Below are 24,655 nucleotides of genomic sequence, written 5' to 3'. Positions count from 1 at the left end.
TCGCAGCGTAACGGGGTTATGGGCGGCCCACCGGGGTTTGTCCGGCCGGGCCGGTGGGCACGACAGAGAGCATGGTGGCGATCGAGCGGGCGCATCGGGGACGCGACTGGCTGGTGCTGGTGGGCTTCGGGCTCGCGGCGTTCGCGGCGGCGGCCATCGGCGGCCTGGGGATCAGCGGCACGGGCCAGGAGTACGCCTCGCTGGAGCGGCCCGCGTGGGCGCCGCCGTCCTGGCTGTTCGGGCCGGTCTGGACGGTGCTCTACGCGACCATCGCGATCGCCGGCTGGCTGGTGTGGCGGCGGGTGGGCTGGTCCTGGCCCCTCGTGCCGTACGCGGTGCAGCTCGTGCTCAACGCCGCGTGGACGCCGATCTTCTTCGGCCTCGGGGCGTACGGGCTCGCCGCGGTGGACGTCGTGCTGCTGTGGGCCGCGATCGGCGCCACCGTGGCCTCGTTCTGGCGCGTACACCGGGGCGCGGCGGTGCTGCTGCTGCCCTACTGGGCGTGGGTCAGCTACGCGACCGCGCTCACCATCGCGATCTGGCGCCTGAACTGACGCGCTACTGCAGGTAGCTCTCGACCTCGTTGGCGGCGCGCTCGCCCACCGTGTCCGGGTCGAGGCCGGCGTCGCTGGCGGCGCGCCGGCGGCGCAGCAGGTCCCAGCACTGGTCGAGGGAGACCTCCAGCTCACGCAGCCGGGCATGCTCCTCCTCGGAGGAGATGTCGCCGGCCTGCAGCGCCGAGCGCAGGCGGTGCTCCTCGTCGACGAGGGCGTGGATCTGATCGTGAATCGTCTTGTCCTGCATGGACACAGCCTGTCACGTCGAGCCCCGCCGCGCGCGGGGAGGGGAATGATCGGCACAGCTGTGCGGTTCCGTCGCAGGAGTGCATTTTCGCCATTTTAGTACGTATGTTTCACTAAATCCGGAATGTCACGTTACTATGGCTTAGGCGACGGGGCGAGGTTGATCGCGATGCTTCTCGTAGTAACGACGGAGACGATCCCCGGCTATCGGGTGCAGAGTGTGCTCGGCCCCGTGGTCGGACTGACGATGCGCAGCCGGAACCCATACAAGGCCGGCCTCGCGACCCTGGACGGTGGCGCCCACCCGGAGGCCGCCGACCAGTTGGTCCAGTGCCGGCAGGAGGCGATCACGGAGATGGTCCGCTCCGCCCGCGAGCGGGGCGCCAACGCGATCATCGGCATGCGGTTCGACCACCGGCAGGTCACCAACAGCACGGCGGAGATGTGCGCGTACGGCACGGCGGTCATCGTCGTCCCGGAGGCGCAGCCCGTGCCGCGGACCGCGGAGGCGCTCGCGCCGGCAGGTGGCCTGTCGTAGTACGCGCGTGTTACATTTGATCACGTGCGGTACAGCTGGACACCGGAGGCGCTCGCGCGCGCGAACGCCCTCGACGTCGAGCTGGCCGAGGTGCACCAGGTCCTGACGTCCGGCCGACCGGTGCTGCGCAAGCTGGAGGACGACCAGGTCCTGCGCATCATCGGCGCGACCGGCGGGGGCCGCGTGATCGAGGTCTGGCTCCGGGAGGACCCGGGGGCCGCCGACGACGACTGGGAGATCCTGATCGCGTTCGAGGCGGGCCTCGCCGGCCAGGCCCTGTACCGCAAGGTCGTGGGTCAGGAGGTGTGAGCGTCATGAGCCGCAAGGAACTTCTCGACAAGGTGCTGGCCGGCGACAGCGTCGACCACAGTTACGGCGACCCCGCCGAGTGGCGGGTCGAGCCCGGCGTCTTCGAACCGCACCCCGAGGGCGAGGTCATGGTGGGCCGGTCGCTGCGCCTGCCCGCCCAGACGTACGAGCGGGTCATGGCCGTGGCGAACGAGCGGCGCATGTCGTTCTCGGCGCTGCTGCGCGTCTGGGTGGAGGAAGGGCTCGCGGCCGCCGACGGCGCGGACGCCGACCCCGTCACCGCCCTGCGCCGGAACCTGAACCTCGCGCAGCAGGCCGCCGACCAGCTGGCGCATCGCGCGTAGCTCAATCGAAACCTTGAGTTGACACACTTGAGGACGTGTACGACTTCGATCTGCTCGTCCTCGGCTCCGGGCCGGGAGGTCAGAAGGCCGCCATCGCGGCTGCCAAGCTGGGCCGCAAGGTCGCGGTCGTCGAACGCAGGCACATGATCGGTGGCGTCTGCATCAACACCGGCACCATCCCCTCCAAGACCCTGCGCGAGGCCGTTCTCTACCTGACCGGCCTCAACCAGCGGGAGCTGTACGGCCAGAGCTACCGGCTCAAGGACGACATCACGGTCGCCGATCTGGCGGCCCGGACCTCGCACGTCATCGGCCGCGAGATCGACGTCATCCGCAGCCAGCTCTCCCGCAACCGGATCGCGATGCTCACCGGCACGGGACGCTTCGTCGACCCGCACACGCTCCTGGTCAGCGAGCCGGGCGGCCGGGAGACCAAGGTGTCCGCCGAGAAGATCGTGATCGCGGCCGGCACCCGTCCCGCGCGACCGTCCAGCGTGGACTTCGACGACCGTACGATCATCGACTCGGACGGCATCATCCACCTCGAACGCGTACCCCAGTCGATGGTCGTGGTCGGCGCCGGCGTCATCGGCATCGAGTACGCCTCGATGTTCGCCGCCCTCGGCACCAAGGTCACTGTCGTCGAGCGGCGCGAGCGCATGCTCGAGTTCTGCGACCTGGAGGTCATCGAGTCGCTCAAGTACCACCTGCGCGACCTCGCGGTGACGTTCCGGTTCGGCGAGTCCGTCGCGGCCGTCGAGCGCCACACCGGCGGCACGCTCACCGTGCTCGACAGCGGCAAGCGCATCGCGGCGGACACGGTCATGTACTCCGCCGGCCGGCAGGGCGTCGCGGGCGAACTCGGCCTGGAGAACGCGGGCCTCGTCGGCGACGAGCGGGGCCGCATCAAGGTCGACGAGTACTTCCGCACGGCCGTCCCGCACATCTACGCGGTCGGCGACGTGATCGGCTTCCCGGCGCTCGCGTCGACGTCCATGGAGCAGGGCCGCCTGGCCGCCCACCACGCCTGCGACGAGCCGGCCCGGGCGATGCACACCCTGCAGCCGATCGGGATCTACACGATCCCCGAGGTCAGCTTCGTCGGGCAGACCGAGGACGAGCTGACCACCGCCAAGATCCCGTTCGAGGTCGGCCTCGCCCGGTACCGGGAGCTGGCCCGCGGCCAGATCATCGGGGACTCGTACGGCATGCTGAAGCTGCTCGTGTCGCCCGAGGACCGGCGGTTGCTGGGGGTGCACATCTTCGGTACGGGGGCGACCGAGCTGGTGCATATCGGGCAGACCGTGATGGGCTGCAACGGAACGATCGACTACCTGGTCGACGCGGTGTTCAACTACCCGACGCTCGCGGAGTCGTACAAGGTCGCCGCGCTGGACGCGATGAACAAGATGCGCCACATCGACCGCCTGAACGGGTGACCCGCGCCCCCGGAGCGCCATAGGCGTGACTTTGGCGGGGGTGGGGCCTGCTCACCTCGCCATAGGCGTGACTTTGGTGGGCGTGGGGCCTGCTCACTTCGCCATAGGCGTGACTTTGGTGGGCGTGGGGCCTGCTCACTTCGCCATAGGCGTGACTTTGGCGGGCGTGGGGCCCGCTTACCTCGCCATAGGCGTGACTTTGGCGAGGGTGAGAGCCGTCCACCCCTCAGAGGCGGGACCTTTGCGGGGGTGTCGCGGGGCAACGGTGGCTGGATGTGCACCTCGCGGCCCGGTTGGTGGCGGACGGTGTCAGGAGCGGCCGAGGGGCCGAGGTAGGCTCGGGCCCGTCCGCGTCGGTGCTCAGGGGGTGCGATGACCGCTGTCCGGGTCGCTGTCGCCGCCCTGCTCGGGGCGGTGTTCGCCCTGCTCGGGGCTGCCCCCGTGGCCGCGCACACGGTCGGCGGCGTGGGCGCCACCAACTTCCGCACGACGTTGTCCGGGCTGTCCCCGGCGGCGCCGGGGATCACCCTGCGGGTGATCGAGAACGGCAGCCGGTTGGAGCTGTCCAACACCACCGGTACGGACGTGATCGTGCGCGGGTACGCCGACGAGCCGTACGCGCGGGTGGGCCCGGGCGGTGTGTTCGTCAACGACAACTCGCCCGCGCGGTACCTCAACGCCAACCGGTTCGGGTCGGTCAAGGTGCCCGCCGGCGTGGACCCGGAGAATCCGCCGACCTGGCGCAAGGTGGACAACGCGACCGTGTACCGCTGGCACGACCATCGCATCCACTGGATGGCCACCACGATGCCGCCCGCCGTGGCGGCCGCCCCGACCGAGCGCCACCTGATCAGCGAGTGGTCGGTGGTCCTCGACCTGGGCGACCGGCAGTTGACCGCCGAGGGCACGCTGGAGTGGGTGCCGGGACCCGACCCCGGGTGGTTCTTCGCGGCGGCGGTCGTTGCCGGCCTGCTGGTGCTCGGGGCGGCGTTCCTGCCCCGCCCGGCCCGCTGGCTCGGCGCGGCGGCGGCCGCGATGGTGGCGATCGACCTGGTCCACAGCGTCGGCATCGGGGTGATCGCGGCCGGGACCGTGCCCGAGCGGCTCGGCGCGGTGATCGGCTCGGATTTCACCCAGCTGCTCATCTGGATCATCGGCGGGCTCGGCGCGGTGCTGCTGCTGCGGGGGCACCTGCGCGCTACCTGGCTCACCGCCGTGGCCGGCATGCTCGTCGGCAGCATCTCCGGCCTGTCGGACCTGCCGACCCTGTGGCGCTCGTCCGCGCCGTCGGCCCTGCCCGCCGACCTGAACCGGGCCACCGTGGCGGTCGCCCTCGGCCTGGGCGTCGGCCTGCTGGTCGCCCTGCCGGTCGTGCTGCGCCGCCACGCCACCGCCCGCGCCGCGAACCCCACCGCGAACCCCGCCGCCCCGGCCGGTGTCGAGGTGGCGGAGGAGGTGGCGCCCGTGACCGCGGTCGAGCCCGAACGCACGTCCGAGGACCCCGGACGCGGGTCGACGGACAGCCCCGAAGACCAACCGGACGGGGAGCGGACCGGCGAGCCGGACAGAGAGCGGACCCGCGAGCCGGTCGGCGCTGGTGCGGTGCCCGGCGGGATCAGCCGGCGCAGCGCGGTGGGGCTGGTCGCCGCCGCGGGGGTGGGCGGCCTGGTGGGTGCCGCCGCGACCGTGAGCCTGCGCAGCGAGTCCGCAGCGGCGCCGAGTACCGGGGCGGCCGTGGTGCCGCTCAGCGACCTGGGTGCCCGGATCGTGCCGTTCCACGGGGCGCGCCAGGCGGGCATCGTCACGCCGCTACGGCAGCAGGCGCACGCCGTACTCGTAGCATTTGATCTTGAAAACGGGGTGGGGCGGGACGCGCTGCGCACCCTGCTGCGCGACTGGACCGCGGCGGCCGCGCGGCTCACCGCCGGGCTGCCGCTGGGGCCGGAGCACAGCACCGCCGCGCTGGGGCTGGGCGCGGCGAGCCTGACCGTCACGGTCGGGTTCGGCCCGAGCCTGTTCGGCAAGGCCGGGGTCGCCGCCAAGGACCGGCCCGACGCGCTCGCGCCGCTGCCCGCGTTCGCCAACGACGCGCTCGACCCCGCGCGCGGCGACGGGGACCTCGGCGTGATCGTCGCGGCCGACGACCCGAACGTGGTGTTCCAGGCGGTGCGCGCGCTGCAGGGCATCGCCCGGGGCACCGCGAAGCTGCGCTGGCAGCAGACCGGATTCGCGCGGGCGCGCGGCGCGTCCGGGGACGAGGGCGCCACGCTGCGCAACCTCATGGGCCAGATCGACGGTACGAACAACCCGAAGCCCGCCGACCCCGACTTCGACCGGCGCGTGTTCGTCGGCGACGAAGGGCCCGCGTGGCTGCGCGGCGGGTCGTACGTGGTGATCCGCCGCATCCGGATGCTGCTCGACGACTGGGACGCCCTCGCCGTCGACCGGCAGGAGAAGGTCATCGGCCGGCGCAAGGACACGGGCGCCCCGCTGTCGGGCGGCACCGAGTTCAGCCCCGTCGACCTGGGCGCGCGCGGCACGGACGGGCGGCTCGCCGTAGCGCCGGACGCGCACATCCGCCTCGCCGCCGCCGCGAGCAACGCGGGCGCGACCGTGCTGCGGCGGGGCTTCTCGTACGCCGACGGACTGCGCGACGACGGTACGCCGGACGCCGGCCTGCTGTTCCTCGCCTGGCAGGCCGACCCGCGCAAGGGCTTCATCCCGGTGCAGCAGCGGCTGGCCAACGGCGACGCGTTGAACCGGTTCATCCGGCACGAGGCGAGCGCGCTGTTCGCCATGCCACCGGGCGCCGTCGAGGGCCGTTACCTGGGACAGGAGCTGCTGGAACCGTGAGGACGACCATCCTGGCCCTGAGCGTCGCCGCGCTGCTCAGCCTGTCCGGCTGCGCGATCTGGGGGTCCGAGGGCGGCCCGGGCGGCTCGGGCATGAAGAAGCCCGTGCTCCAGCAGGGTGCCGGGGCGACGGCCGACGACGCGGTGGACGTCGTGGCCGGCGACGACGGCGTGCAGCGGGCCACGATCACGCTCACCGACGGGCTGCGGTTCAGCCCGTCCACCGTGCGGGCGCGGCCGGGTACGGTCGAGCTGACCTTCGTCAACAGCGGCGGCACCGCCCACGACATCGCCGTGCGGGACGCGGGCGCCACCGCGGACACCGGCAACCTCAACGGCGGTCAGCAGGGCACCGTACGGGTAACTGTGACGGCGCCCGGCCGGTACCCGTTCCCCTGCCTCTATCACGCCTCCAGCGGCATGGTCGGCACGCTCGTCATCGGTTAATTCGGTGTTCCTTTCCAGCCCGCGCTGGGAGGATGACTTTTCGTGTCTGCCGTACTAAAAGCCACGGGCCTCGTGAAGAACTACCGGCGCGGCCGCGCCGTGGACGGGGTCGACCTCGTCGTGGGCGACGGCGAACGGATCGGCCTGCTCGGGCCCAACGGCGCCGGCAAGACCACCACCCTGCTGATGTGTCTGGGCATGGTCACGCCCGATGCCGGCACGGTCGAGATCCTCGGCAGACGCCTGCCCAGGCGGCGGGCGTCGGCGATGTCCGAGGTCGGCTTCGCCGCCGGTTACCTGCCGCTGCCCAACGCCGTGCGGGTCAACGAGTACCTGCGCATGTTCGGCCGCCTCTACGGCCTGCGCCGGCCCGATGTCGCCACGCGCGAGGGCCTGGAGCGGTTCGGCATCGGTCACCTGGAGAAGGCCATGGGCACCGAGCTGTCCAGCGGCCAGAAGACGCTCGTCGGCATCATCAAGGCCACCCTGCACCGGCCGCGCCTGCTCGTGCTCGACGAGCCCACCGCGTCGCTGGACCCCGACGTCGCCCTGCGGGTGCGCACCGGGCTGGCCGAACTGAGCGCCGCCAACGGCACGGCCCTGCTGGTGACCAGCCACAACATGGCGGAGGTCGAGCGGCTGTGCGAGCGGGTGACATTCCTGTCGCGCGGGCGGGTGGTGGCCCACGGGACGCCCGAGGAGATCTCGCGGACGTTCGACCGCGACGGCCTTGAGGAGGTCTTCCTCCACCTGGCGGAGCTGCAGCACAAGAACTCGGAGGAGGTGCCCGCATGACCCGGGAGACGTATTCGCCGGTCGCGGCCAGCGCCTGGCGCATCCTGTCGGTCGCCAAGCGGCACTGGTACGTGATGCGGCGCAGCCCGCACCGCCTGTTCGACGTGGTGATGTGGCCCGCCGTCGACGTCATCCTGTTCGGCACGATCGGCCTGTTCGCGGCCAGCCGGGCGAACACGGCGTCGGCGCAGGTGGCCCTCTACCTGCTCGTCGGCGTGGTGCTCTGGCACGTGGTCTACCAGGCGCAGATCGCCCTGGCCACCGGCATGCTGGAGGAGACCTGGTCGCGCAGCGTGCTCAACCTGATGGTCACCCCGATGCGCGAATGGGAGTACGTGGCCGGAGTGGCGCTGTTCAGCCTGGTCAAGCTGACCGCCGCGCTGGGCGGCGTGGCTCTGGTCGCCTGGTCGCTGTACGCGTTCTCGGTCACCAGCCTGGGCCTGGGGCTGCTCCCGGTGGCCGCCCTGCTGCTGATCACCGGCTGGTCGATCGCGCTGTTCGTGACCGGCCTGGTGCTGCGCTTCGGGCAGGGCGCCGAGGCGTTGGCGTGGGGCATCCTGTTCATGGTGATGCCCCTGTCGGGGGTGTTCTACCCTGTCGACTCGCTGCCCGGCATCCTGCGGCCGATCGGCGAGGCGCTGCCGACCACGCACGCGTTCGCGGCCGGCCGCGCCATGGCGTTCGGCGAGGCCACGCCGTGGGGCGAGCTGGGCATCGCCGCGGCCGGCACCGCTGGGCTGCTGCTGGTCGGGCTCGGGTACGTCACCTGGATGCTGCGCGTCTTCCGCGCCCGGGGCTTCGTCACCCGGTACTCGTAGGACGGCGGGCCGTGGCGCCAGTGCGGCGCCACGGCCCACCTGTCACGCGGCGGCGTGCGCCAGCAGGCCGCCGGCGACCACGACGGGCACGGACAGCGTCTTGTAGCCCACGTCGTCGAAGAGCACGGTCATCCGGTCGCCCTCGTAGCCCAGCACCATCCCGGAACCCCACTCCTTGTGGTGCACGGTGGTGTTGAGGGCGAACGGGCGCTCGGTGTTCTCCGTCTCGGCCAGTTCCTCGGCGGCCGAGCCGTCGGCGCAGTTGTCGCAGTGCCCGCACGTGTCGGCCAGCTCCTCGCCGAAGTAGGCGAGCAGCAGGCGGGTGCGGCACGACTCGCTCTCCGCGTACGCGCGCATCATGTCGATGCGCGAGCGCGACACCGTGATGTGCCGCTCGGCGGCGGCCAGCGCCAGCAGGGCGGCCTCGGCCGGCTCCGGCGCGTGCGGCGGGACCCGCAGGTTGTTGCCGTCGACGACGAGGACCCCGATCTGCTCCAGCAGGGCCAGCAGCTGGGCGAGCTTGCGCTGGCCGAGGCCGGTGCGTTCGCGCAGCGCCGTGCGGGTGCTCGGCTTCTCCCGCAGCACGGCGGCGAGCGCCGCGATCTCCTCGGCGTCCGGGGCGCCGCCGGTGAAGTAACGCTGCAGGCTCACGTCCTCGCCGCGGTAGAGCAGGTAGGTGTCGGAGTGCTGCCCGTCGCGGCCCGCCCGGCCGATCTCCTGCAGGTAGCTGTCGGGGGAGTCCGGCAGCGCCAGGTGGATGATCCAGCGGATGTCGGGCTTGTCGATGCCCATGCCGAACGCCGACGTCGCCACCATGATGGGGATGCGGTCGTCGAGGAAGTCCTCGTGCCGCTTGGCGCGCGCGCCCGCGGCCATGGCGCCGTGGTAGGCCTGCGCCTCGTACCCCTTGGCGGTGAGCTTCTCGGCCGTCTCCTCGGCGGCGCGGCGCGTGGGCACGTAGATGATGCCGGTGCCCTTCACCCGGTCGAGCACGGCGAGCAGCCGCCGCCAGCGGTGCTCCTCGGTGGGACAGTGCACGGCCGTGAGCGTGAGGTTCGGCCGGTCCAGCCCCGAGATGATGGTCGCCGGGTCGGTGAGGCCCAGGCGCTCGACGATGTCCTCGCGCACGGGCGGCGACGCGGTCGCGGTGAGCGCCACGATCGTGGGCCGGCCCAGGTCGCGCAGGTAATGGCCCAGCGCCAGGTAGTCGGGGCGGAAGTCGTGGCCCCACGACGAGATGCAATGCGCCTCGTCGACCGCCACGAGCGACGGCCTCAGCTCGCGCACCTGAGCCCGGCGTTGCGGGTTGGCGAGCTGCTCCGGCGTGATGAACAGGAACTCCGCCGAGCCGTCGCGGATCGCCTCGATCGCCCGCTCCTGCTGGGCGGGCGTCTCCGCCGAACTGACGCGCACGCCGCGCAGCTTGGGGTTGTCGCGGCCGTTGAGGCCGGACAGCTGGTCGTGCTGCAACGCGAGCAGCGGCGAGATGACCACGGTCGGGCCGGGCAGCAGCGTGGCCGGCACCTGGTAGACGGCCGACTTGCCGGCGCCCGTGGGCAGCACGACGAGCGCGTCGCGGCGGCGCAGGAGCGCGCTCATCGCGGTGAGCTGCGCGGGGCGCAGCTCCTGCCAGCCGAAGTGTTCGCGCGCGGCCTGGGTGAGGCGCTTGCGCGCGGCGCGTGGCACGGCGTCGCGGCGGGACTTCGCGATGCGGGCGAAGCTCAGGGCGCGCATGAGGTTGGACAACATGTCGGGGACGCGCCGCTTGGTGGGGGGTGATTGCGATCTCATCGGAGGGCCAAGCTACCCGGCGGGTCCGACAGGCAAACGACGGGCATGTCAGTCGTCCCGTTCCGCGACCGCCTCGGTCGCCGCGGTCGGCGTCTGGGCCGCCTCCCGCTTGGCCTTCTCCGCGGCGGCGGCCTTCTCGTCGGCCGGGCCGGGCGCCTGGCGCAGCAGCACGTACGGCTCGGCCTCGGCCGGCAGGCCCGCCTCGATGGCTCGGCGGCGGTGCAGTTCCGCGTCGAACTCCGCGCCCAGCAGCAGCGCCACGTTGGACAGCCACAGCCAGATGAGGAACACGATGACCGCGCCGACCGTCCCGTACGTCTTGTTGTAGTTGCCGAACTGGCCCACGTAGAACCCGAACCCGGCGGAGACGGCGACGAAGACGAGGACCGCGAGCACCGTGCCCGGCGTGATCCACCGCCAGCCGCCCTGCCGCGCGTTCGGCGCGGCCCAGTAGAGCAGGTCGAACAGCAACGCCACCGCGACGACGAGGACGGGCCACTTGATGACGTCGAAGAGCTCGACCGTGCCGGGGGAGATGCCGAGCAGGTCGCCCGTCCAGTGCGCCAGCCGGCCGGTGAAGATGACCGTGAGCGCGCTCGCGGCCAGCAGCAGGCCGGTGAGCGCGGTGACGAGAATGCGGATCGGCAGCGTCTTCCACAGCGGCCGGCCCTCCGGCACGTCGTAGATCGCGTTCGCGGCCCGCATGAACGCCGCGATGTAGGACGACGCCGACCAGAACGCCACGATGACACCGACGATGGCGAGGACGCCCGCCACGCCCTGGTCGCGGCGGATGCCCGCGATGCCGGTGGTGAGGAACTCGCGCAGCGGCCCCGGGGTCATGTCCTCGATGTTGTCGAGGACCTCCTGGGTCGTGCCGCCGCCGAGCAGGCCCAGCAGGGAGACCAGCACCAGCATGCCGGGGAAGATGGACTGGATGCCGTAGTACGTGAGCGCGGCGGCCCGGTCGGTGAGGTCGTCGTTCCAGAACTCGAGGATGGTGCGCCGGAACGCGTGCCACCAGGAGCGGGCCGACAGCTCCCGGGGGCGGCGCGGGCCGCGGTCGAGCAGCCGGGCGAGGGCACGCTGGCGGGCCCGCAGTGGAAGTCCCGCACTGTCCTGCGTGTCGGGCATGGCCGCCTCCTGGCGCTGCGAGCGTCGCGACACGAGGTGGGTACCCGGTCACCGTCGGAGCCAACCGTATCGGCCCGCGCGGCGACTGTCCTTCGTGGATCTCCGGCGGTTCGCGTCGTCAGGGCGACCGAACCGCCGGAGACCGCCGTCAGGTCGCCAGCGCGTCCCGGACCGTGGCGGGCGGGCCGATGACGACGAGGACGCTGCGGTCCTCCAGCATCCGCGCGGAGCCGGCGCCGACGACGCTCAGCTGGCCGGTGGCCTCCGGGCCGGTGATGGCCAGGGCCTTCGAGCTGCAGAAGACCGTGAGCGTACCGACGCCCTTGATCTTGAGTTCGGCCGTGTTGGCGGCGCCGAGCGCGGCGGCCGCCTTGGCGGGCAGGCCCTTGAGGTCGGCACCGGCCGCGCCGTCGGCGGGGGCGTCGGCGTTGACGGTCGTCAGCTTGGCCTTGCCGTCCCGGTCGTGCCCGCTCACCGCGCACTTGCCCGGGGTGAGGTAGACGGCCAGCTCGATCTTCGGGCCGCCCACCACCGCGAGCGGCGGCATGGCGACGGGAGCCGAGGTCTGCACCAGCTGCGGCGGCACGGGCACGGCCGTCAGCTCGGCGATCGAGGTGGGCTCCGGAACGCTGGACTCGTCGGCGGCCTTGAACAACGAGCACCCGCTGAGCGCGGCGGCCGCGACCGTACCGATCACGGCGAGGGAGGTGAGGCGGGAACGCATGAAAAAGGAGGGTAGGTGAGCTGCCGGGCCCCGTCGACCTGGCGTGAAAGCTTCACGACCCCGCCCCGACGTGTCGAGTCCCCGACAACGGGGCGGCGCGGGGCACGCTACCGCTGCTCGCGGCTGTCTTGTTGTCGCGAGCGTCCGGCATGATGTGCGGCGTGGCAGACGACCAGCAGATCCCGGCCGGCCCGAGCGCCGCGCCGACGAGCACCCCGACGCCCCCCGTCGCGGCGGCGCGCGCGTCCGTGAGCGTGCCCGCCCAGCGCGCGCCCGTCGCGGCGTACCAGGCGACCGAGCGGGTGCGCATCGGTCGCGGGGCGGGCAACGACATCGCGCTGGCCGACCTCGCGGTCTCCCGGCGGCACGCCGAGCTGCGCCGGGTCGGCGACGCGTACGAGGTCGTGGACCTCGGCAGCAGCAACGGCATATTCCACAACGGACAGCGCGTCCCCCGCGCCCGCCTGACCCCGGGCGACCGCATCTCCATCGGCCGTCACCAGCTCATCTTCGACGGCCAGCGGCTGCACGAGTTCGTCGACACCGGCCCGGTGTCGCTCGCCGCGCAGGACCTCACCGTGCAGGTCGGCAAGACCGTGCTGCTCGACGACGTGAGCTTCACGCTGCGCCAGGGCGCCCTGCTGGCCGTGGTCGGCCCGAGCGGCTGCGGCAAGTCGACCCTGGTCAAAGCCGTGACCGGCCTGCGGCCCGCGACGCTGGGCCAGGTCCAGTACGACGGCCGCGACCTGTACGACAACTACGCCGAGCTGCGCTACCGCATCGGCATGGTGCCCCAGGACGACGTGCTGCACCGCCAGCTGACCGTCCGCCGCGCGCTGCGCTACGCGGCCGCCCTGCGGTTCGCCGACGACGTGCCCCGCCGCGAGCGGTGGAAGCGGGTCGACGAGGTCATCCACACCCTTGACCTGGACGGCCGCGCCAAGCAGCGCATCGACACCCTGTCGGGTGGCCAGCGCAAGCGCGTCTCCGTGGCGCTGGAGCTGCTCACCGAGCCGTCGCTGCTGTTCCTCGACGAGCCCACCTCCGGCCTGGACCCCTCCCTGGACAAGGAGGTCATGCAGGAGCTGCGTGAGCTGGCCGACCGGGGCCGCACGGTCGTCGTGGTCACCCACAACGTGCTGCACCTGGACCTGTGCGACCGGGTGCTGGTGATGTGCCTGGGCGGGCGGATGGGCTACTTCGGCCCGCCGAGCGAGCTGCTCAGCTTCTTCCAGGCCAAGGACTACGCGGACGTCTTCACCAAGGTCACCGACGAGGGCGAGAAGTGGGCCCGGATCTTCCGCGACTCGGAGCACTACCGGCGCTACGTCAGCGAGCCGGCCGCCGAGCTGGCCCAGGCGGCCGCGCAGCGCGCCGCCGCCCCGGCCCCCACCTACGCGCCGCCGCCGGCCGTCGCGCCCGTCCCACCGCCGGCGCCGGCGCAGGCCGCCGACGACGCGCCCGACGTGAACCCCACGGCGACCTTCACGGTGCCGCCGGCGGCGACGTCGCCCCAACCCGCGCCACCCGGACCGGCACCCCAGGTCGCGCCGCCGGCCTATCCCGTCCCGCCGCCGTCGGCCCCGCACCAGACGCACCCCGCCGGGGCGCCGCTGGGCTCGCTGCCGCTGCGCGCCCGCGCGCGGCACCCCTCGGCGCCCATCCGGCAGTACTTCACGCTCTGCCTGCGGATGCTCTCGGTGATCATCTCCGACCGTGGGTACGCCCTGTTCCTGCTCGGCCTGCCGCTCGCCCTGGCGCTGCTCACCCACGCCGTGCCCGGCGAGTTCGGCCTGGCGGCGCCACCGCCGACCGTGCGGGTGAGCCTCGAAGCGCAGCGACTGCTCGTGGTCCTCGTGGTGGGTGCGGCGTTCCTCGGCATCGCGGTGTCGATCCGCGAGATCGTCAACGAGTCGTCGATCTACCGGCGCGAGCGCGCGGCCGGCCTGCTGCCGGCGGCGTACCTGGCGTCGAAGCTCACCGTGCTCGGCCTGATCAACATCATCCAGGTCATCCTGTTCGTGTACCTGTCGGTGCTGGGCCGGGGCGGCCCGAGCCAGTCGCTCGTGCTGAAGCCGCCGATGGTCGAGATCACCGTCGTGGTGGCCCTCGTGGCGATCACCTCGACGGTCATGGGTCTGGCGATCAGCGCCCTCGTCCGCACGTCCGAGCAGACCACGCCGATCCTGGTCGTCCTCGTCATGGCCCAGCTGGTCCTGTCCGGCGGGCTGTTCGAGCTGCAGGGCGAGAAGGTCCTGCAGGTCATCTCGACGATCGCGCCGACGCGGTGGGGTTTCGCGGCCGGCGCCTCGACGGTCGACATGCAGAAGCTGGTGCCGTTCCTCAAGGATTCACTGTGGGATCCGACGCCCAGCGCCTGGTGGCGTTCCGTGCTGGTGATGCTCGGTCAGATCGCGATCCTCGTGGTCGCGGCCCGCATCGCCATGCGGCGCCTGGAGCCCGGCCGGCAGTGACCGGCCACCTGGTGAGGGCCCGCCCGCGGGTCCTCACCAGGTGAAGCTCCTGGGCCAGGTCGCCTTCGCCAGCGCGTTGAGGCCCTCCGCGTTGGGGTGGAAGAAGTCGAACGCGGTCAGCATGTTCAGCCCGAAGCGCACCCGGTGCGCCGCCCCGCCGTCGTACCTGCAGTGCCTGCCGTACGCCTTGCAGGCCGCCGCAAGCGCCTTGTTGTACGCGTTCACCCGCGCCCGGAACGCCGCCCGCCGGTCCTTGGCCGCCTTGGTCATGGACGTCGGGTCGGCCAGCAGTGACGGGCAGATGCGCCCGTTCCACACGTCGGTCACCAGCTCGCGGCCGTGCCCGAGCTGCCACACGCGGTAGATGTCCGGGATGCTGACGACGAGGACCCGCGCGCGCGGCAGGTCGCGCTTGATGGTGCGCAGCGCGTCGTCGACCTGGGCGCGGAACGTCGCCACCGGGGTCATGTCCCCGATCGAGGGTCGGCACGCGTCGTTGGCGCCGATCTGCAGGGTCACGTACTGCGGCTCGGCCTCCACCGCCCGGGCGGCCTGGCTCGCGAGGTCGGCGGCGCGGGCCTTCGGCTGGGCGAAGTTGTAGGTCTGGTCGCGGATGTCGGCGCCGACGCTGAGCAGGCGTCGGTAGTGGCTGTCGACCTGCGAGCCCGTCCCGGTCGACCACGAGTTCCGCTCGCAGGAGGCCGGCAGCAGGCACGAGCCGAATCCCGTACTCAGGGAATCGCCGAGCGCGGCGATGGAGGTCGGCAGGTTGCCGGAGGGCCGGGGGATCGACTCGCCGCCCGGGTTCGCCCCCGCCGTGCGGGGGCGGCAGCCGGAGGTGGCGACCAGGCACAGGATCACCAGAGCGAGCACGGGCCAGCGTCGGGACATGCGAGCCTCCGTCGAATCGCGACGACGTAGTCACTCTACGTCCCACTGTCGCCCGACGGGGTGAGCCGCTCGTCTCGATTGACGCCTTAACGCCTGTCGTGCGCGGCTTTCGGCCGCGTCAGCCGGCCTTACTCATGGCGTTCAATCGGCTAATTCCGCCCTGGCCGGTCCGCTTTCGAGCTCAGCGCGATAAGATCTTGTGTCCTTCATGGACTGTCGGGATTCGACAGCGGCGTGGGGTGCCCGCGGGCTGCGGCGTACTGCATGATGGCGACGACGACGGCTGGGAGGGGGGTCCGTGCCGGAGCGATTGCTGCTGGGCCTCTACGCGACCTGGATGATGGCCCTCGGCATAGTCTTCTATGTCCGCCCCGAGCAGAGTCTGATCATCTGGGGCGCGATCGGCGTGTCGAGCGCGGCGGCCATCGTCGTGGGAGCCTGGCGCAACCGGGCGCGGCACAAGCTGCCGTGGCTGCTGCTCGCGGCCGGCATGCTGACCTTCGTCACCGGCGACACGCTGTACAACGTCTTCACCGACTACCTCGACGTGGCCGACCCCTCGCCCGGCCTGCCCGACGTGTTCTACCTGGCCGTGTACCCGCTCATCTTCATGGGCCTGATGAGCCTGACCCGGTCGAGCATGAGCCGCCCGGACCGGGCGGGGGCGCTGGACGCGCTCATCATCACGGTCGGCCTCGCCATGCTGTCCTGGATCTATCTCATCCAGCCGTACGTGTCGAAGTTCCCCGACCGGCCGTTGGAAAGCGCGATCTCCATCGCGTACCCGCTCGGCGATATCCTCGTGCTCGCCTCCGTGGTCCGGATGATCACGACGGTGCGGCGGTCCGCCGCGCTCGTGCTGCTCGCCCTCGGCACGCTCGGGCTGCTCATCGCGGACGTGTTCTACGGCGTGGCCGAGCTGCGGGGCGTCTGGACGGTCGGCAGCAGCCCGGTCGACATCGGCTGGATCGTGCTGTACGCGACGTGGGGCGCGGCGGCCCTGGTGCCGTCGATGGCGCAGCTGACCGAGCCGCGCGTGGTGCAGCACCACGACATCGGCTGGCTGCGCCTCACCCTCATCGGCCTGTCGTCGCTGGCCGCCCCCGCCGTGCTGCTGGTGGAGGCGTTCACCAACAAGGAGAATCCCGGCTCGGCGCCGCACGCCGCCGTCATCGGCTTCTTCAGCATCACCCTGTTCCTGCTGGTCATCGGCCGCCTCGGTGGCGTCGTGGCGATGCACCGCCAGGCCCTGGCCCGCGAGCGGGCGCTGCGCCAGGCGGGCGCCGCGCTCGTGGCGGTGACGGAGCCCGCGGGCGTCACCGCGTCCGTGAAGCGGGCGGTGGCGCAGCTGCTGCCGCCCGGCACGGACCACCGGGTGCTGCTCGTGCGGGAGCCGACCGAGGCGGCCCGCGACGAACCGCTCGCCATCGAGGGGCCGCGCCCGGCCGGGTGGTCCCGCGACGTGTGGCCGTCCGGCCCGCCGCCCGGGCGCGGGGCGGTCTCGGTCTACCGGCGCGGTCTGGACCCGCCGATCGCGATCCATCTGGGGTACTTCGACGTCGCGTTGCAGTGCCCGCTCACCCTCGACGACGGCCCGGGCGGCGACCCCCGGGTCGTCGGCATGCTGTACGTGGCGGCCGACGAGGCGGCGCTCGCGCACCTGCCGCGCTCGATCGAGGTGCTGGCGTCGCAGGCCGCCCTCGCGCTGGAGCGGCTGACCCTCACCGCCGAGATCCACAGCCGCGACAGCGAGGAGTACTTCCGCACGCTGGTGCAGAACATGGCCGACGTGATCCTGATCTCCAACGAGAACGGCGTCGTGCGCTACGCGAGCCCGTCGGCGACGAGCATCTTCGGCACGGTCCAGCTGACCGGCGCCTACCTCGACGAGCTGGTCAACCCGGACGACAAGGGCCGGGTACGCCGGGCGTTGCAGCTGATCCGGATGGGCGCGGAGCGCAGCGAGACGGACGACTGGCAGGTGCTGCACACGGACGGCAGCCAACTGCTCGTGGAGGCGTCGGCCCGCAACCTCACCACCGACCCGACCGTGCGCGGCATCGTGTTCACGCTGCGCAACGTGACCGACCGGCGGCTGCTGGAGCGCGAGCTCATGCACCGGGCCTTCCACGACTCGCTCACGAGCCTGGCCAACCGGGTGCTGTTCGCCGACCGGGTCCACCAGGCGGTGGGCCGGGCCAACAGCACCGATCCGGCGGTCGTGGGCGTGCTCTTCATCGACCTGGACGATTTCAAGATCGTCAACGACACGCTGGGTCACGAGGTCGGTGACCGGCTGCTCATCGCGGTGGGCCGCCGCCTGCAGTTGCAGCTGCGCCCGCACGACACCGTGGCCCGCCTGGGTGGCGACGAGTTCGCCGTACTCATCGGCGACGGCGCCGACGTGTCACAGGTGGAGTACGTCGCCGAGCGGCTCTCCGCGGCCCTGCGCCAGCCCTTCCAGCTCGGCGGCGACCACGTGAACGTGAGCGCCAGCCTGGGCCTGGCCACGACGACGGAGGCGGCCACCGCGGAGGACCTGCTCCGGCAGGCCGACCTCGCGCTGTACGTCGCCAAGGGCGCCGGCAAGGGCCAGTGGCGCCGCTACCAGGCGGACCTGCACCTGGCCGTGCTCAACCGGCTGGAGCTGCGCGCCGCGCTGGACCAGGCGGTCGTCGACGGCGACTTCACCCTGCGGTACCAGCCGATCGTGGAGCTGGAGACCGGGGCGCCGGCCGGGTTCGAGGCGCTGATCCGGTGGACGCACCGCAGCCGGGGCCTCATCCCGCCGGGGGACTTCATCGAGGTGGCCGAGGAGAGCGGGCTGATCGTGCCGATCGGCACCTGGGTCATGCACAACGCGATGGCGCAGGCCGCCCAGTGGCACCGCGACTGGGCCGACGGCACCCCGCCCTACGTCAGCGTCAACGTGTCCGTGCGGCAGGTGCGCAACGCGGGCTTCGCCGAGCAGGTCCACCGGGGCCTGGCCGCCTCCGGCCTGCCGCCCGGCGCGCTCGTCCTGGAGATCACGGAGAGCCTGCTGCTGCGCGACGACGAGCAGGTCTGGAAGGACCTGGCCGCGCTGCGCGAGATCGGCGTACGGGTGGCCATCGACGATTTCGGCACCGGGTACTCGTCGCTGAGCTACCTGCGGCACGTCCCGGCCGACGTCCTCAAGATCGACCGTTCCTTCATCGACACCATGTCCACGTCGGAGCAGCAGCGGGCCCTCGTCGACGCCATCGTCCGGCTGGCCCACACGCTCGGGCTGCAGGTGGTCGCCGAGGGCGTGGAGCACCCGTCCGACCGCGTCCTGCTGCAGGCGATGGGATGCCGGCTCGGGCAGGGCTACCTGTTCTCGAAGCCGCTGAGCTTCCCGGACGCCGTGGCCTGGCTGCGGCAACGCGGTCCGGGTTGAGATCCGTACCAAGAGCGAGGAGAACCGCGTGCCTCATCTTCCCCCGACTCTCGTCCCCACCGCCCGACCGGCTCCGGCCTGGACCGACCTGGCGCGGTTACGCACAACGAGCCCGATGTACGACGCGGTGATCGATGAGATCGACGGGCGCCGCATTCGCGTCGGCGACGACTGGCTCGTCGACTACGCCTCCTGCAACTACCTCGGCCTCGATCTGGACGAGGAGGTCATGGCGGCGATCCCCGCCGAGGTGCGCCGGTGGGGCACCCATCCGAGCTGGTCGCGCCTGCTGGGCAACCCGGCCCTGTACCCGCGGATCGAGGAGCGCACGGCGGCGCTGCTGGGCGCGCCGGACGTCCTCGTCCTGCCCACGATCACGCACATCCACCTGTCGGTCATCCCGGCGCTGGCCGGGCGGGGCACGATCCTGCTGGAGTCGCAGGCGCACAAGACGATCTACGACGGCACGGTGATGGCGCGCTCCCTGGGCGCCACCACCCGGCGGTTCCGCACCGGTGACCTGGACCAGCTGGCCGATCTGCTGCGCGCCGCGCCGACGGACGAGCCCCGCCTGGTCTGCGTCGACGGGGTCAACAGCATGACCGGCAACCTGCCGGACCTGCCCCGGATGGCGGAGCTGTGCCGCGCGGTGGGGGCGCTGCTCTACGTGGACGACGCGCACGGCTTCGGCGTGGTGGGCGAGCGGCACCCCGACGAGACGTCGCCGTACGGTCGGCGGGGCAACTCGGTCGTGCGCCACCTGGGGGAGACCTACGACGACGTCGTGCTCGTGGGCGGCTTCTCCAAGGCGTACTCGTCGCTGCTGGCGTTCCTCGCGCTGCCCACCCGCCTGAAGGACCACCTGAAGGTCGCCGCGGCGCCCTACCTCTACTCGGGCCCCTCGCCGGTCGCGTCCCTGGCCACGGTGCTGGCGGGGCTGGAGGTCAACGACCGCCGGGGCGACCTCCTGCGCGCCCACCTGTGGGCGCTCACCGACCGGGTGCTCCGGCACGCGCGAAGCCTGGGACTGGCCACCCCGAACCGCAGCGGGCTGCCCATCATCGAACTTCCGCTGGCCCCGGGCGCTGACCTGGCCGCGACGTCGCGCATACTGTGGCGGCGCGGCGTCTACGTGACCCTGGCGGCCTATCCGCTGGTGCCCCAGGACCAGGTGGGCATCCGGCTGCAGCTCACGGCGGCACACACGGTCGCGCAGGTTGACCAGCTCAACGCGGTGATCTCGGAGTTGGTCGCGGAGGGCCAGCTGCGGGTCGAGCCGGAATGACCCCCGTCACGTACGCGGGCACAGTGCTTCGTGTAGAGTTCAGCTGGTTTTTTCGTATGTGGTTTACCTCCCGCATCCGGCGGGACGGCTGTGTCGCCTCCTTCTCGGAAGGCGGAGCCGCTGTTCGAAACAGGCCAGCGGTCGCGTACGTGCGCGATCATCCCGATTCCAGCCACCTATGAAGGAGTTTTCAGATGGCTCAGGGAACCGTGAAGTGGTTCAACCCCGACAAGGGCTTCGGGTTCATCACCGTTGACGGCGGCGGCGCCGACGTCTTCGTCCACTTCACCGCCATCCAGTCCAACGGCTTCCGCACGCTGGAGGAGAACCAGCGCGTGGAGTTCAACATCACGCAGGGCCCGAAGGGTCCGCAGGCCGAGGCGGTCCGCGCGCTCTGACCTGGCGTCGAAGAAGCCCCGCACCCGAGCCTCGGGTGCGGGGCTTCTTCGTGTCCAGCCCTGCGGGTTCGTGTCTAGCCCTGCGGGCGGAAGATCACCGTGGGGGCGTCGGCCAGCACGGACGAGCTGGACCTGGCCTCGGCCGTCGGGGCACGGTCCGCGGGGACGATCTCCACGCCCGGGTGCAGGCGCACGGTGTCGAAGGCACCCAGGGCGTACGGGTGACCGCGTTCGAGGCGCACCTGCTCCGCCGGGGCGTCCGGCCCCGTACGGGTGAGGATCGTGGTCCCGTTGGTGCTGCTGTCCACCGCGCTGAGCGTGCCGTCGGCGCCCATCTCGAGCACCACGTGCGCCCGGCTGATCTCCCGGGCGGCGTCCCCGGACAGCCACGGCCCCAGCTCCACGCTCTCGGGGTCGTCCGGGGCCCGCCCGACCGGGACGGGGCGACCGGCCCGGACGGCGAAGCGGGCCCGCACGGCCCCGTCCACGACCGCCACCATGACCGCGGCGGGCGGCCGAGGGCCGAGCCCGGCCAGGGGGACGTCGTGGCGCGGGCAACTGGGCACGCCGACGCGCAGGCGCGGTACGGGCTGCTGCAGGGCGCGGCGCGGCCCGAAGCTGGGGCAGTCCTCGCGGTCGCAGCGCCACAGCCGCGACAACAGCGCGGCGCCGGCCCCCTCGGGGGTCGTGGGTCGCCCGGCCCCGGCCGGGGCGACGATGCGGGCGCCGCCCGCGTGCGGTTGCAGCCGCAGCACCCGGTCGGCGCGGTGGATCACCCACGGGTGCCGGTCGGCGAACCCGTCCAGCGGGTACGGGGTGATGACCGGCAGGCCGGTGAGCCCGGCGACCTCCGGGACCCGGTCGCCCAGGTCCGGGACGACCTCGATGAGCCCGTCGTCGGCCCAGCGGCCGAGCACCATGCGTTCCTTGGACGTGATGTCCGCGTCGCCGAGCAGGGCGCGCGGGGCGACCGGGTAGAGCGCGCTCCCGTCCTCGCCGGTCAGCGCGGCGAGCGCGTCCACGGCCATGCCGACGCGCAGCAGGTTGACCGGGCGCCCGCCGTCCAGGTCGGCGTACCCGGCCACGGCGGCCAGGTCGATCACGGCGGCCGCCAGCGTGGCGTCCGTCGTGAGGCGCTTCTCGATGGCGTCCAGCACACCGGTCACCGCGAACCGCATTCTCCACCTCCAGGCCCGTGAGCGAGCGACGCGGGCGAGGGGTCAGTATGCCCCGCGGCTCGCCACGACCGCCCCCACGGTGCGCCAAAGGATCACCATATCGGCGGCGAGCGACCAGTTCTCCACGTAGTAGAGGTCGAGCCGGATGCCGTCCTCGAAGCTGAGGTCGGAGCGGCCGCTGACCTGCCACAGGCCCGTCATGCCCGGCTTGACGAGCAGCCGGCGGGCGATGTCCTGGTCGTAGCGGGCGACCTCGGTGGGCAGCGGCGGGCGCGGCCCGACCAGGCTCATGTGGCCGAACAGCACGTTGAACAGCTGCGGCAGCTCGTCGAGCGACCACCGGCGCAGCACCTTGCCGACCTTTGTCACACGCGGGTCGTCGCGCATCTTGAACAGCAGGCCGTCGGTCTCGTTCTTCTTCTGCAGGTCGGCGAGGCGCTTCTCGGCGTCGACCACCATGGAGCGGAACTTGTAGACGCTGAATTCCTTGCCGCCGATGCCGACGCGCTTCTGCTTGTAGATGACCGGGCCGCGGCTGGTCAGCTTGACGGCCAGCGCGAGGGCGATGAGCGCGGGCGAGGCGAGCAGCACGACCAGCGCCGCGACGCTGCGGTCGAACGCGCCCTTGAGGACCTTGCGCCCGCCGGAGAACTCCGGGGCCTCCACGTGGATGAGCGGCAGGCCCGCGATCGGCCGGGTGTGGATGCGCGGGCCGGCCACGTCGGTGAGGGCGGGCGCGAGCACCAGGTCGATGTCCGTGCTCTCCAGCTGCCAGCCCAGCCGGCGCAGGCGCCGGCCGGTCAGCTCGCCGGCCGCGGTGACCGCGATCGTGTCGGCGCCGATGGCGCGGGCCGACTCGATGATGGTGCGGAAGGAGCCGACCACCGGTACGCCGTTGAGGTGCTGGGCGACCGGGGCGACCAGCGAGTCCGGGATGCACGCCCCGACGACCGTGTAGCCGGCCAGCGGCTCGCTGCGCAGCTGCTCGACCAGGTCGAGCACGTGCGAGGCGTCGCCCACCACGAGCACGCGGCGCGACCAGCCGCGGTTGCGCCGCCGGCGGCGGTGCAGCGACTTGCGGGCGATGAACCGGCCGCTGGCCAGCCCCGCGGTGCCGACGGCGAACGTGATGCCGAGGAAGCCGCGGGAGATGCCGACGTCGGCGAGGTAGGCGATGATGGCGACCGAGCCGGCGAGCTTGAGGCTCGCGGAGACGACACGTCGGTACTCGTCCGCGCCGAACCCGATGACGTGGTCGTCGTAGGCGCGGCTCAGCCGCAGGGCGGCGAGCCAGACGACGAACAGGATGGCGGCCACGGCCGCGTACGGGATCTTCGAGCCCAGCGCGGGCTGGCCCTGGAAGCGGGCCAGGTAACCACCGATGACGGCGAGCGCGACCACGGTCGTGTCGACGATGGTCAGCGTGCGCTGGTAGGCCCGGATCTGCGTCCGGACGGGGACGACGCGGACACGCGCGATCGCCGACGCCGGGGGAGTGGGTACCGACGTCGTCCGCGGTGCGTTCGACGTGAGCGTCGCCAAGGTCGGTGGCCTCCTAGGCGCGGCGCGAGCATGAGTTTGCGGTGCCATTGTGGCCCACACGACTGTACGGACCAGATAACCGACGGATACGCGACGCAACCGCCGGTACGCCGGTTCGGCGGGTTGCGCCTCGTCTACCAGCGGTTGTGTACGTGCGGGGCGATCAACTCGTTGTACGTTTCAGTAACCGAACGACGGAATTCGTCCGTCGTCGGGGGAAGATCGGCCGCTGCGGCGTTCGCGGCCGCCTGGGGGGGATTGCGTGCCCCGGGGATGACGACCGACACGCCCTCCTGGTCGAGGATCCAGCGCAGCGCGACCTGCGCGAGGGTGGGCCCGGGCGACGCGGCGGCGAGCCGGCGCACCGCGGCCAGACCGACCTCGAACGGTACGCCCGAGAATGTCTCGCCCACGTCGAACGCCTCGCCGTGCCGGTTGAACGACCGGTGGTCGTCGGGGGCGAACGTGGTGTGCTCGTCGTAGCGACCCGACAGCAGCCCGCTGGCCAGCGGGACGCGCGCGATGATGCCGACGCCGGCCGCCGCCGCGGCGGGAAGCACCCGCTCCAGCGGCTTGAGGCGCAGCATGTTGAGGATGATCTGGACGGTTGCCACGCCGGGTCGGGCGATGGCCGTCAGCGCCTCGTCGCACGTCTCGACGCTGACCCCGTAGGCCCGCACGCGCTGTTCGGCCACGAGGGTGTCGAGGGCGTCGAAGACCGCGTCCGTGCTGAACACCGGCGTGGGTGGACAGTGCAGCTGCACCAGGTCGAGCACGTCGACGCCGAGGTTGGCGCGCGAGCGGTCGGTCCAGGCGCGGAAGTTGTCGAGCTGGTAGGCCGAGGGCTCCTGGGCGACGCGGCGGCCCATCTTGGTGGCGACCGTGAGCGGCACGTCGCGGCGCTCGCGCAGCAGCCGCGCGATGACGCGCTCGCTGCGGCCGTCGCCGTACACGTCGGCCGTGTCGATGAAGGTCGTGCCGGCGTCGACGGCGGCGTTCAGTGTGGCCAGCGCGTCGGCCTCGCTCACCTCGCCCCAGTCGGCGCCGAGCTGCCACGCGCCGAGGCCGACCTCCCCGACGACAGCGCCGGTGCGACCAAGTTGGCGAGTACGCATGCCGGCAGCCTACCGATCATGTCAGTGTGCGCCGCATCACCCCGGTCGGGAAAAGTCAATTCGCATTTCGGACTTTACGCCATAGTCAAGAAGGGGCAAAAGCCATATAAGCATTCACCCTTGGGATTACCATCGTCCGTTCGGTTGATGTCACTAAAGACGAATGGTTAGACTGCATTCGCTGCATGGACTGCGATGGCCGAGCGAACCGGCTAGCGAATGTCGAAGGAGCCCCACCTATGTCTGAAACCGTGACCCACAAGGTGACCACAGCGGACACTCTCCCGATCATCAGTGAGCGTCAGCTCGATGATGTCGACGGCCCGGCCCTTCTTCGGCTCTTCAGTGGACTGCCCGCCA

21 protein-coding genes are annotated in these 24,655 nt (G+C 72.0%); 13 read left to right on the top strand and 8 right to left on the bottom strand.

The features are described from left to right. Window positions 1–71 precede the first annotated feature (71 nt). Complete coding sequence (locus ABD191_RS19565; RefSeq protein ID WP_344084119.1) at window positions 72–554, top strand: TspO/MBR family protein; 483 nt, start codon at window positions 72–74, stop codon at window positions 552–554. 4 nt (window positions 555–558) lie between these two features. Here the strand turns inward: ABD191_RS19565 and ABD191_RS19560 are convergent, their stop codons facing one another. Continuing rightward, window positions 559–810 (bottom strand): DUF2630 family protein, encoded by a 252-nt coding sequence (locus ABD191_RS19560; RefSeq protein WP_344083871.1) that lies wholly within the window; start codon window positions 808–810, stop codon window positions 559–561. A 162-nt stretch (window positions 811–972) separates the two neighbouring features. Here ABD191_RS19560 and ABD191_RS19555 point away from each other — a divergent pair, with 162 nt between their 5' ends. From ABD191_RS19555 to ABD191_RS19520, 8 genes are all read left to right on the top strand, one after another. After that, entirely contained in the window at window positions 973–1,341 is a 369-nt protein-coding gene (locus tag ABD191_RS19555) for a YbjQ family protein (protein ID WP_344083869.1), read from the top strand. 24 nt (window positions 1,342–1,365) lie between these two features. Next, window positions 1,366–1,650: a hypothetical protein gene (locus ABD191_RS19550; protein ID WP_344083866.1), complete on the top strand. Its 285-nt coding sequence runs from the start codon at window positions 1,366–1,368 to the stop codon at window positions 1,648–1,650. Window positions 1,651–1,655: 5 nt separating this feature from the next. Beyond that, complete coding sequence (locus ABD191_RS19545) at window positions 1,656–1,994, top strand: hypothetical protein (RefSeq protein WP_344083862.1); 339 nt, start codon at window positions 1,656–1,658, stop codon at window positions 1,992–1,994. A gap of 35 nt (window positions 1,995–2,029) precedes the next feature. Next, window positions 2,030–3,433: a Si-specific NAD(P)(+) transhydrogenase gene (gene sthA / locus ABD191_RS19540; protein ID WP_344083859.1), complete on the top strand. Its 1,404-nt coding sequence runs from the start codon at window positions 2,030–2,032 to the stop codon at window positions 3,431–3,433. Between the two features lie 372 nt (window positions 3,434–3,805). Beyond that, window positions 3,806–6,286 (top strand): iron uptake transporter deferrochelatase/peroxidase subunit, encoded by a 2,481-nt coding sequence (gene efeB, locus ABD191_RS19535; protein ID WP_344083856.1) that lies wholly within the window; start codon window positions 3,806–3,808, stop codon window positions 6,284–6,286. After that, on the top strand, window positions 6,283–6,732 hold the full coding sequence (locus tag ABD191_RS19530; protein WP_344083853.1) for a cupredoxin domain-containing protein: 450 nt from the start codon (window positions 6,283–6,285) through the stop codon (window positions 6,730–6,732). Before efeB ends, ABD191_RS19530 begins: the two co-directional genes overlap by 4 nt. A gap of 42 nt (window positions 6,733–6,774) precedes the next feature. After that, on the top strand, window positions 6,775–7,527 hold the full coding sequence (locus tag ABD191_RS19525) for an ABC transporter ATP-binding protein (protein ID WP_344083850.1): 753 nt from the start codon (window positions 6,775–6,777) through the stop codon (window positions 7,525–7,527). Then, the gene (locus tag ABD191_RS19520) at window positions 7,524–8,345 is read left to right on the top strand and encodes an ABC transporter permease (RefSeq protein ID WP_344083847.1); all 822 of its coding nucleotides are present in this window, start codon (window positions 7,524–7,526) and stop codon (window positions 8,343–8,345) included. Before ABD191_RS19525 ends, ABD191_RS19520 begins: the two co-directional genes overlap by 4 nt. A gap of 42 nt (window positions 8,346–8,387) precedes the next feature. On the opposite strand, the gene ABD191_RS19515 is transcribed toward ABD191_RS19520, so the two are convergent. The 3 genes from ABD191_RS19515 to ABD191_RS19505 all read right to left on the bottom strand — a co-directional run bounded on the left by ABD191_RS19515 (window position 8,388) and on the right by ABD191_RS19505 (window position 11,994). Next, complete coding sequence (locus ABD191_RS19515; protein WP_344083844.1) at window positions 8,388–10,094, bottom strand: RecQ family ATP-dependent DNA helicase; 1,707 nt, start codon at window positions 10,092–10,094, stop codon at window positions 8,388–8,390. Between the two features lie 90 nt (window positions 10,095–10,184). Beyond that, a complete protein-coding gene (locus ABD191_RS19510; RefSeq protein ID WP_344083841.1) occupies window positions 10,185–11,270 on the bottom strand; it encodes a YihY/virulence factor BrkB family protein in 1,086 nt (361 codons plus the stop codon). Window positions 11,271–11,418: 148 nt separating this feature from the next. Next, on the bottom strand, window positions 11,419–11,994 hold the full coding sequence (locus ABD191_RS19505) for a hypothetical protein (RefSeq protein WP_344083837.1): 576 nt from the start codon (window positions 11,992–11,994) through the stop codon (window positions 11,419–11,421). A gap of 161 nt (window positions 11,995–12,155) precedes the next feature. On the opposite strand from ABD191_RS19505, the gene ABD191_RS19500 reads away from it, so the two are divergent. After that, complete coding sequence (locus ABD191_RS19500) at window positions 12,156–14,468, top strand: ATP-binding cassette domain-containing protein (protein ID WP_344083834.1); 2,313 nt, start codon at window positions 12,156–12,158, stop codon at window positions 14,466–14,468. A 33-nt stretch (window positions 14,469–14,501) separates the two neighbouring features. Here ABD191_RS19500 and ABD191_RS19495 read toward each other — a convergent pair whose 3' ends face one another. Next, a complete protein-coding gene (locus ABD191_RS19495; protein ID WP_344083831.1) occupies window positions 14,502–15,359 on the bottom strand; it encodes a GDSL-type esterase/lipase family protein in 858 nt (285 codons plus the stop codon). Window positions 15,360–15,657: 298 nt separating this feature from the next. Here ABD191_RS19495 and ABD191_RS19490 point away from each other — a divergent pair, with 298 nt between their 5' ends. The 3 genes from ABD191_RS19490 (at window position 15,658) to ABD191_RS19480 (ending at window position 20,460) form a co-directional block, all read left to right on the top strand. Continuing rightward, window positions 15,658–18,777 carry a putative bifunctional diguanylate cyclase/phosphodiesterase gene (locus tag ABD191_RS19490; protein ID WP_344083828.1) on the top strand — a complete coding sequence of 1,040 codons (3,120 nt, stop codon included), beginning with the start codon at window positions 15,658–15,660 and terminating at the stop codon, window positions 18,775–18,777. A gap of 115 nt (window positions 18,778–18,892) precedes the next feature. Next, complete coding sequence (locus tag ABD191_RS19485; protein ID WP_344083825.1) at window positions 18,893–20,062, top strand: aminotransferase class I/II-fold pyridoxal phosphate-dependent enzyme; 1,170 nt, start codon at window positions 18,893–18,895, stop codon at window positions 20,060–20,062. A gap of 194 nt (window positions 20,063–20,256) precedes the next feature. Then, window positions 20,257–20,460: a cold-shock protein gene (locus ABD191_RS19480; protein ID WP_344083822.1), complete on the top strand. Its 204-nt coding sequence runs from the start codon at window positions 20,257–20,259 to the stop codon at window positions 20,458–20,460. Between the two features lie 74 nt (window positions 20,461–20,534). Here ABD191_RS19480 and ABD191_RS19475 read toward each other — a convergent pair whose 3' ends face one another. The 3 genes from ABD191_RS19475 to ABD191_RS19465 all read right to left on the bottom strand — a co-directional run bounded on the left by ABD191_RS19475 (window position 20,535) and on the right by ABD191_RS19465 (window position 24,295). Beyond that, window positions 20,535–21,638, bottom strand: coding sequence for an FHA domain-containing protein (locus ABD191_RS19475; RefSeq protein ID WP_344083819.1), 1,104 nt, complete (start codon window positions 21,636–21,638; stop codon window positions 20,535–20,537). A gap of 42 nt (window positions 21,639–21,680) precedes the next feature. Next, a complete protein-coding gene (locus ABD191_RS19470; protein ID WP_425560774.1) occupies window positions 21,681–23,228 on the bottom strand; it encodes a sugar transferase in 1,548 nt (515 codons plus the stop codon). 86 nt (window positions 23,229–23,314) lie between these two features. Continuing rightward, window positions 23,315–24,295 carry an aldo/keto reductase gene (locus tag ABD191_RS19465; protein WP_344083816.1) on the bottom strand — a complete coding sequence of 327 codons (981 nt, stop codon included), beginning with the start codon at window positions 24,293–24,295 and terminating at the stop codon, window positions 23,315–23,317. Window positions 24,296–24,655 lie beyond the last annotated feature (360 nt).

The sequence above is a fragment of the Luedemannella helvata genome (genome assembly GCF_039528415.1).
GTDB classification, from domain to species: domain Bacteria; phylum Actinomycetota; class Actinomycetes; order Mycobacteriales; family Micromonosporaceae; genus Luedemannella; species Luedemannella helvata.
The sequence above is the reverse complement of the archived record's forward strand: the minus strand, read 5'-3'. Positions and strand labels throughout refer to the sequence as shown.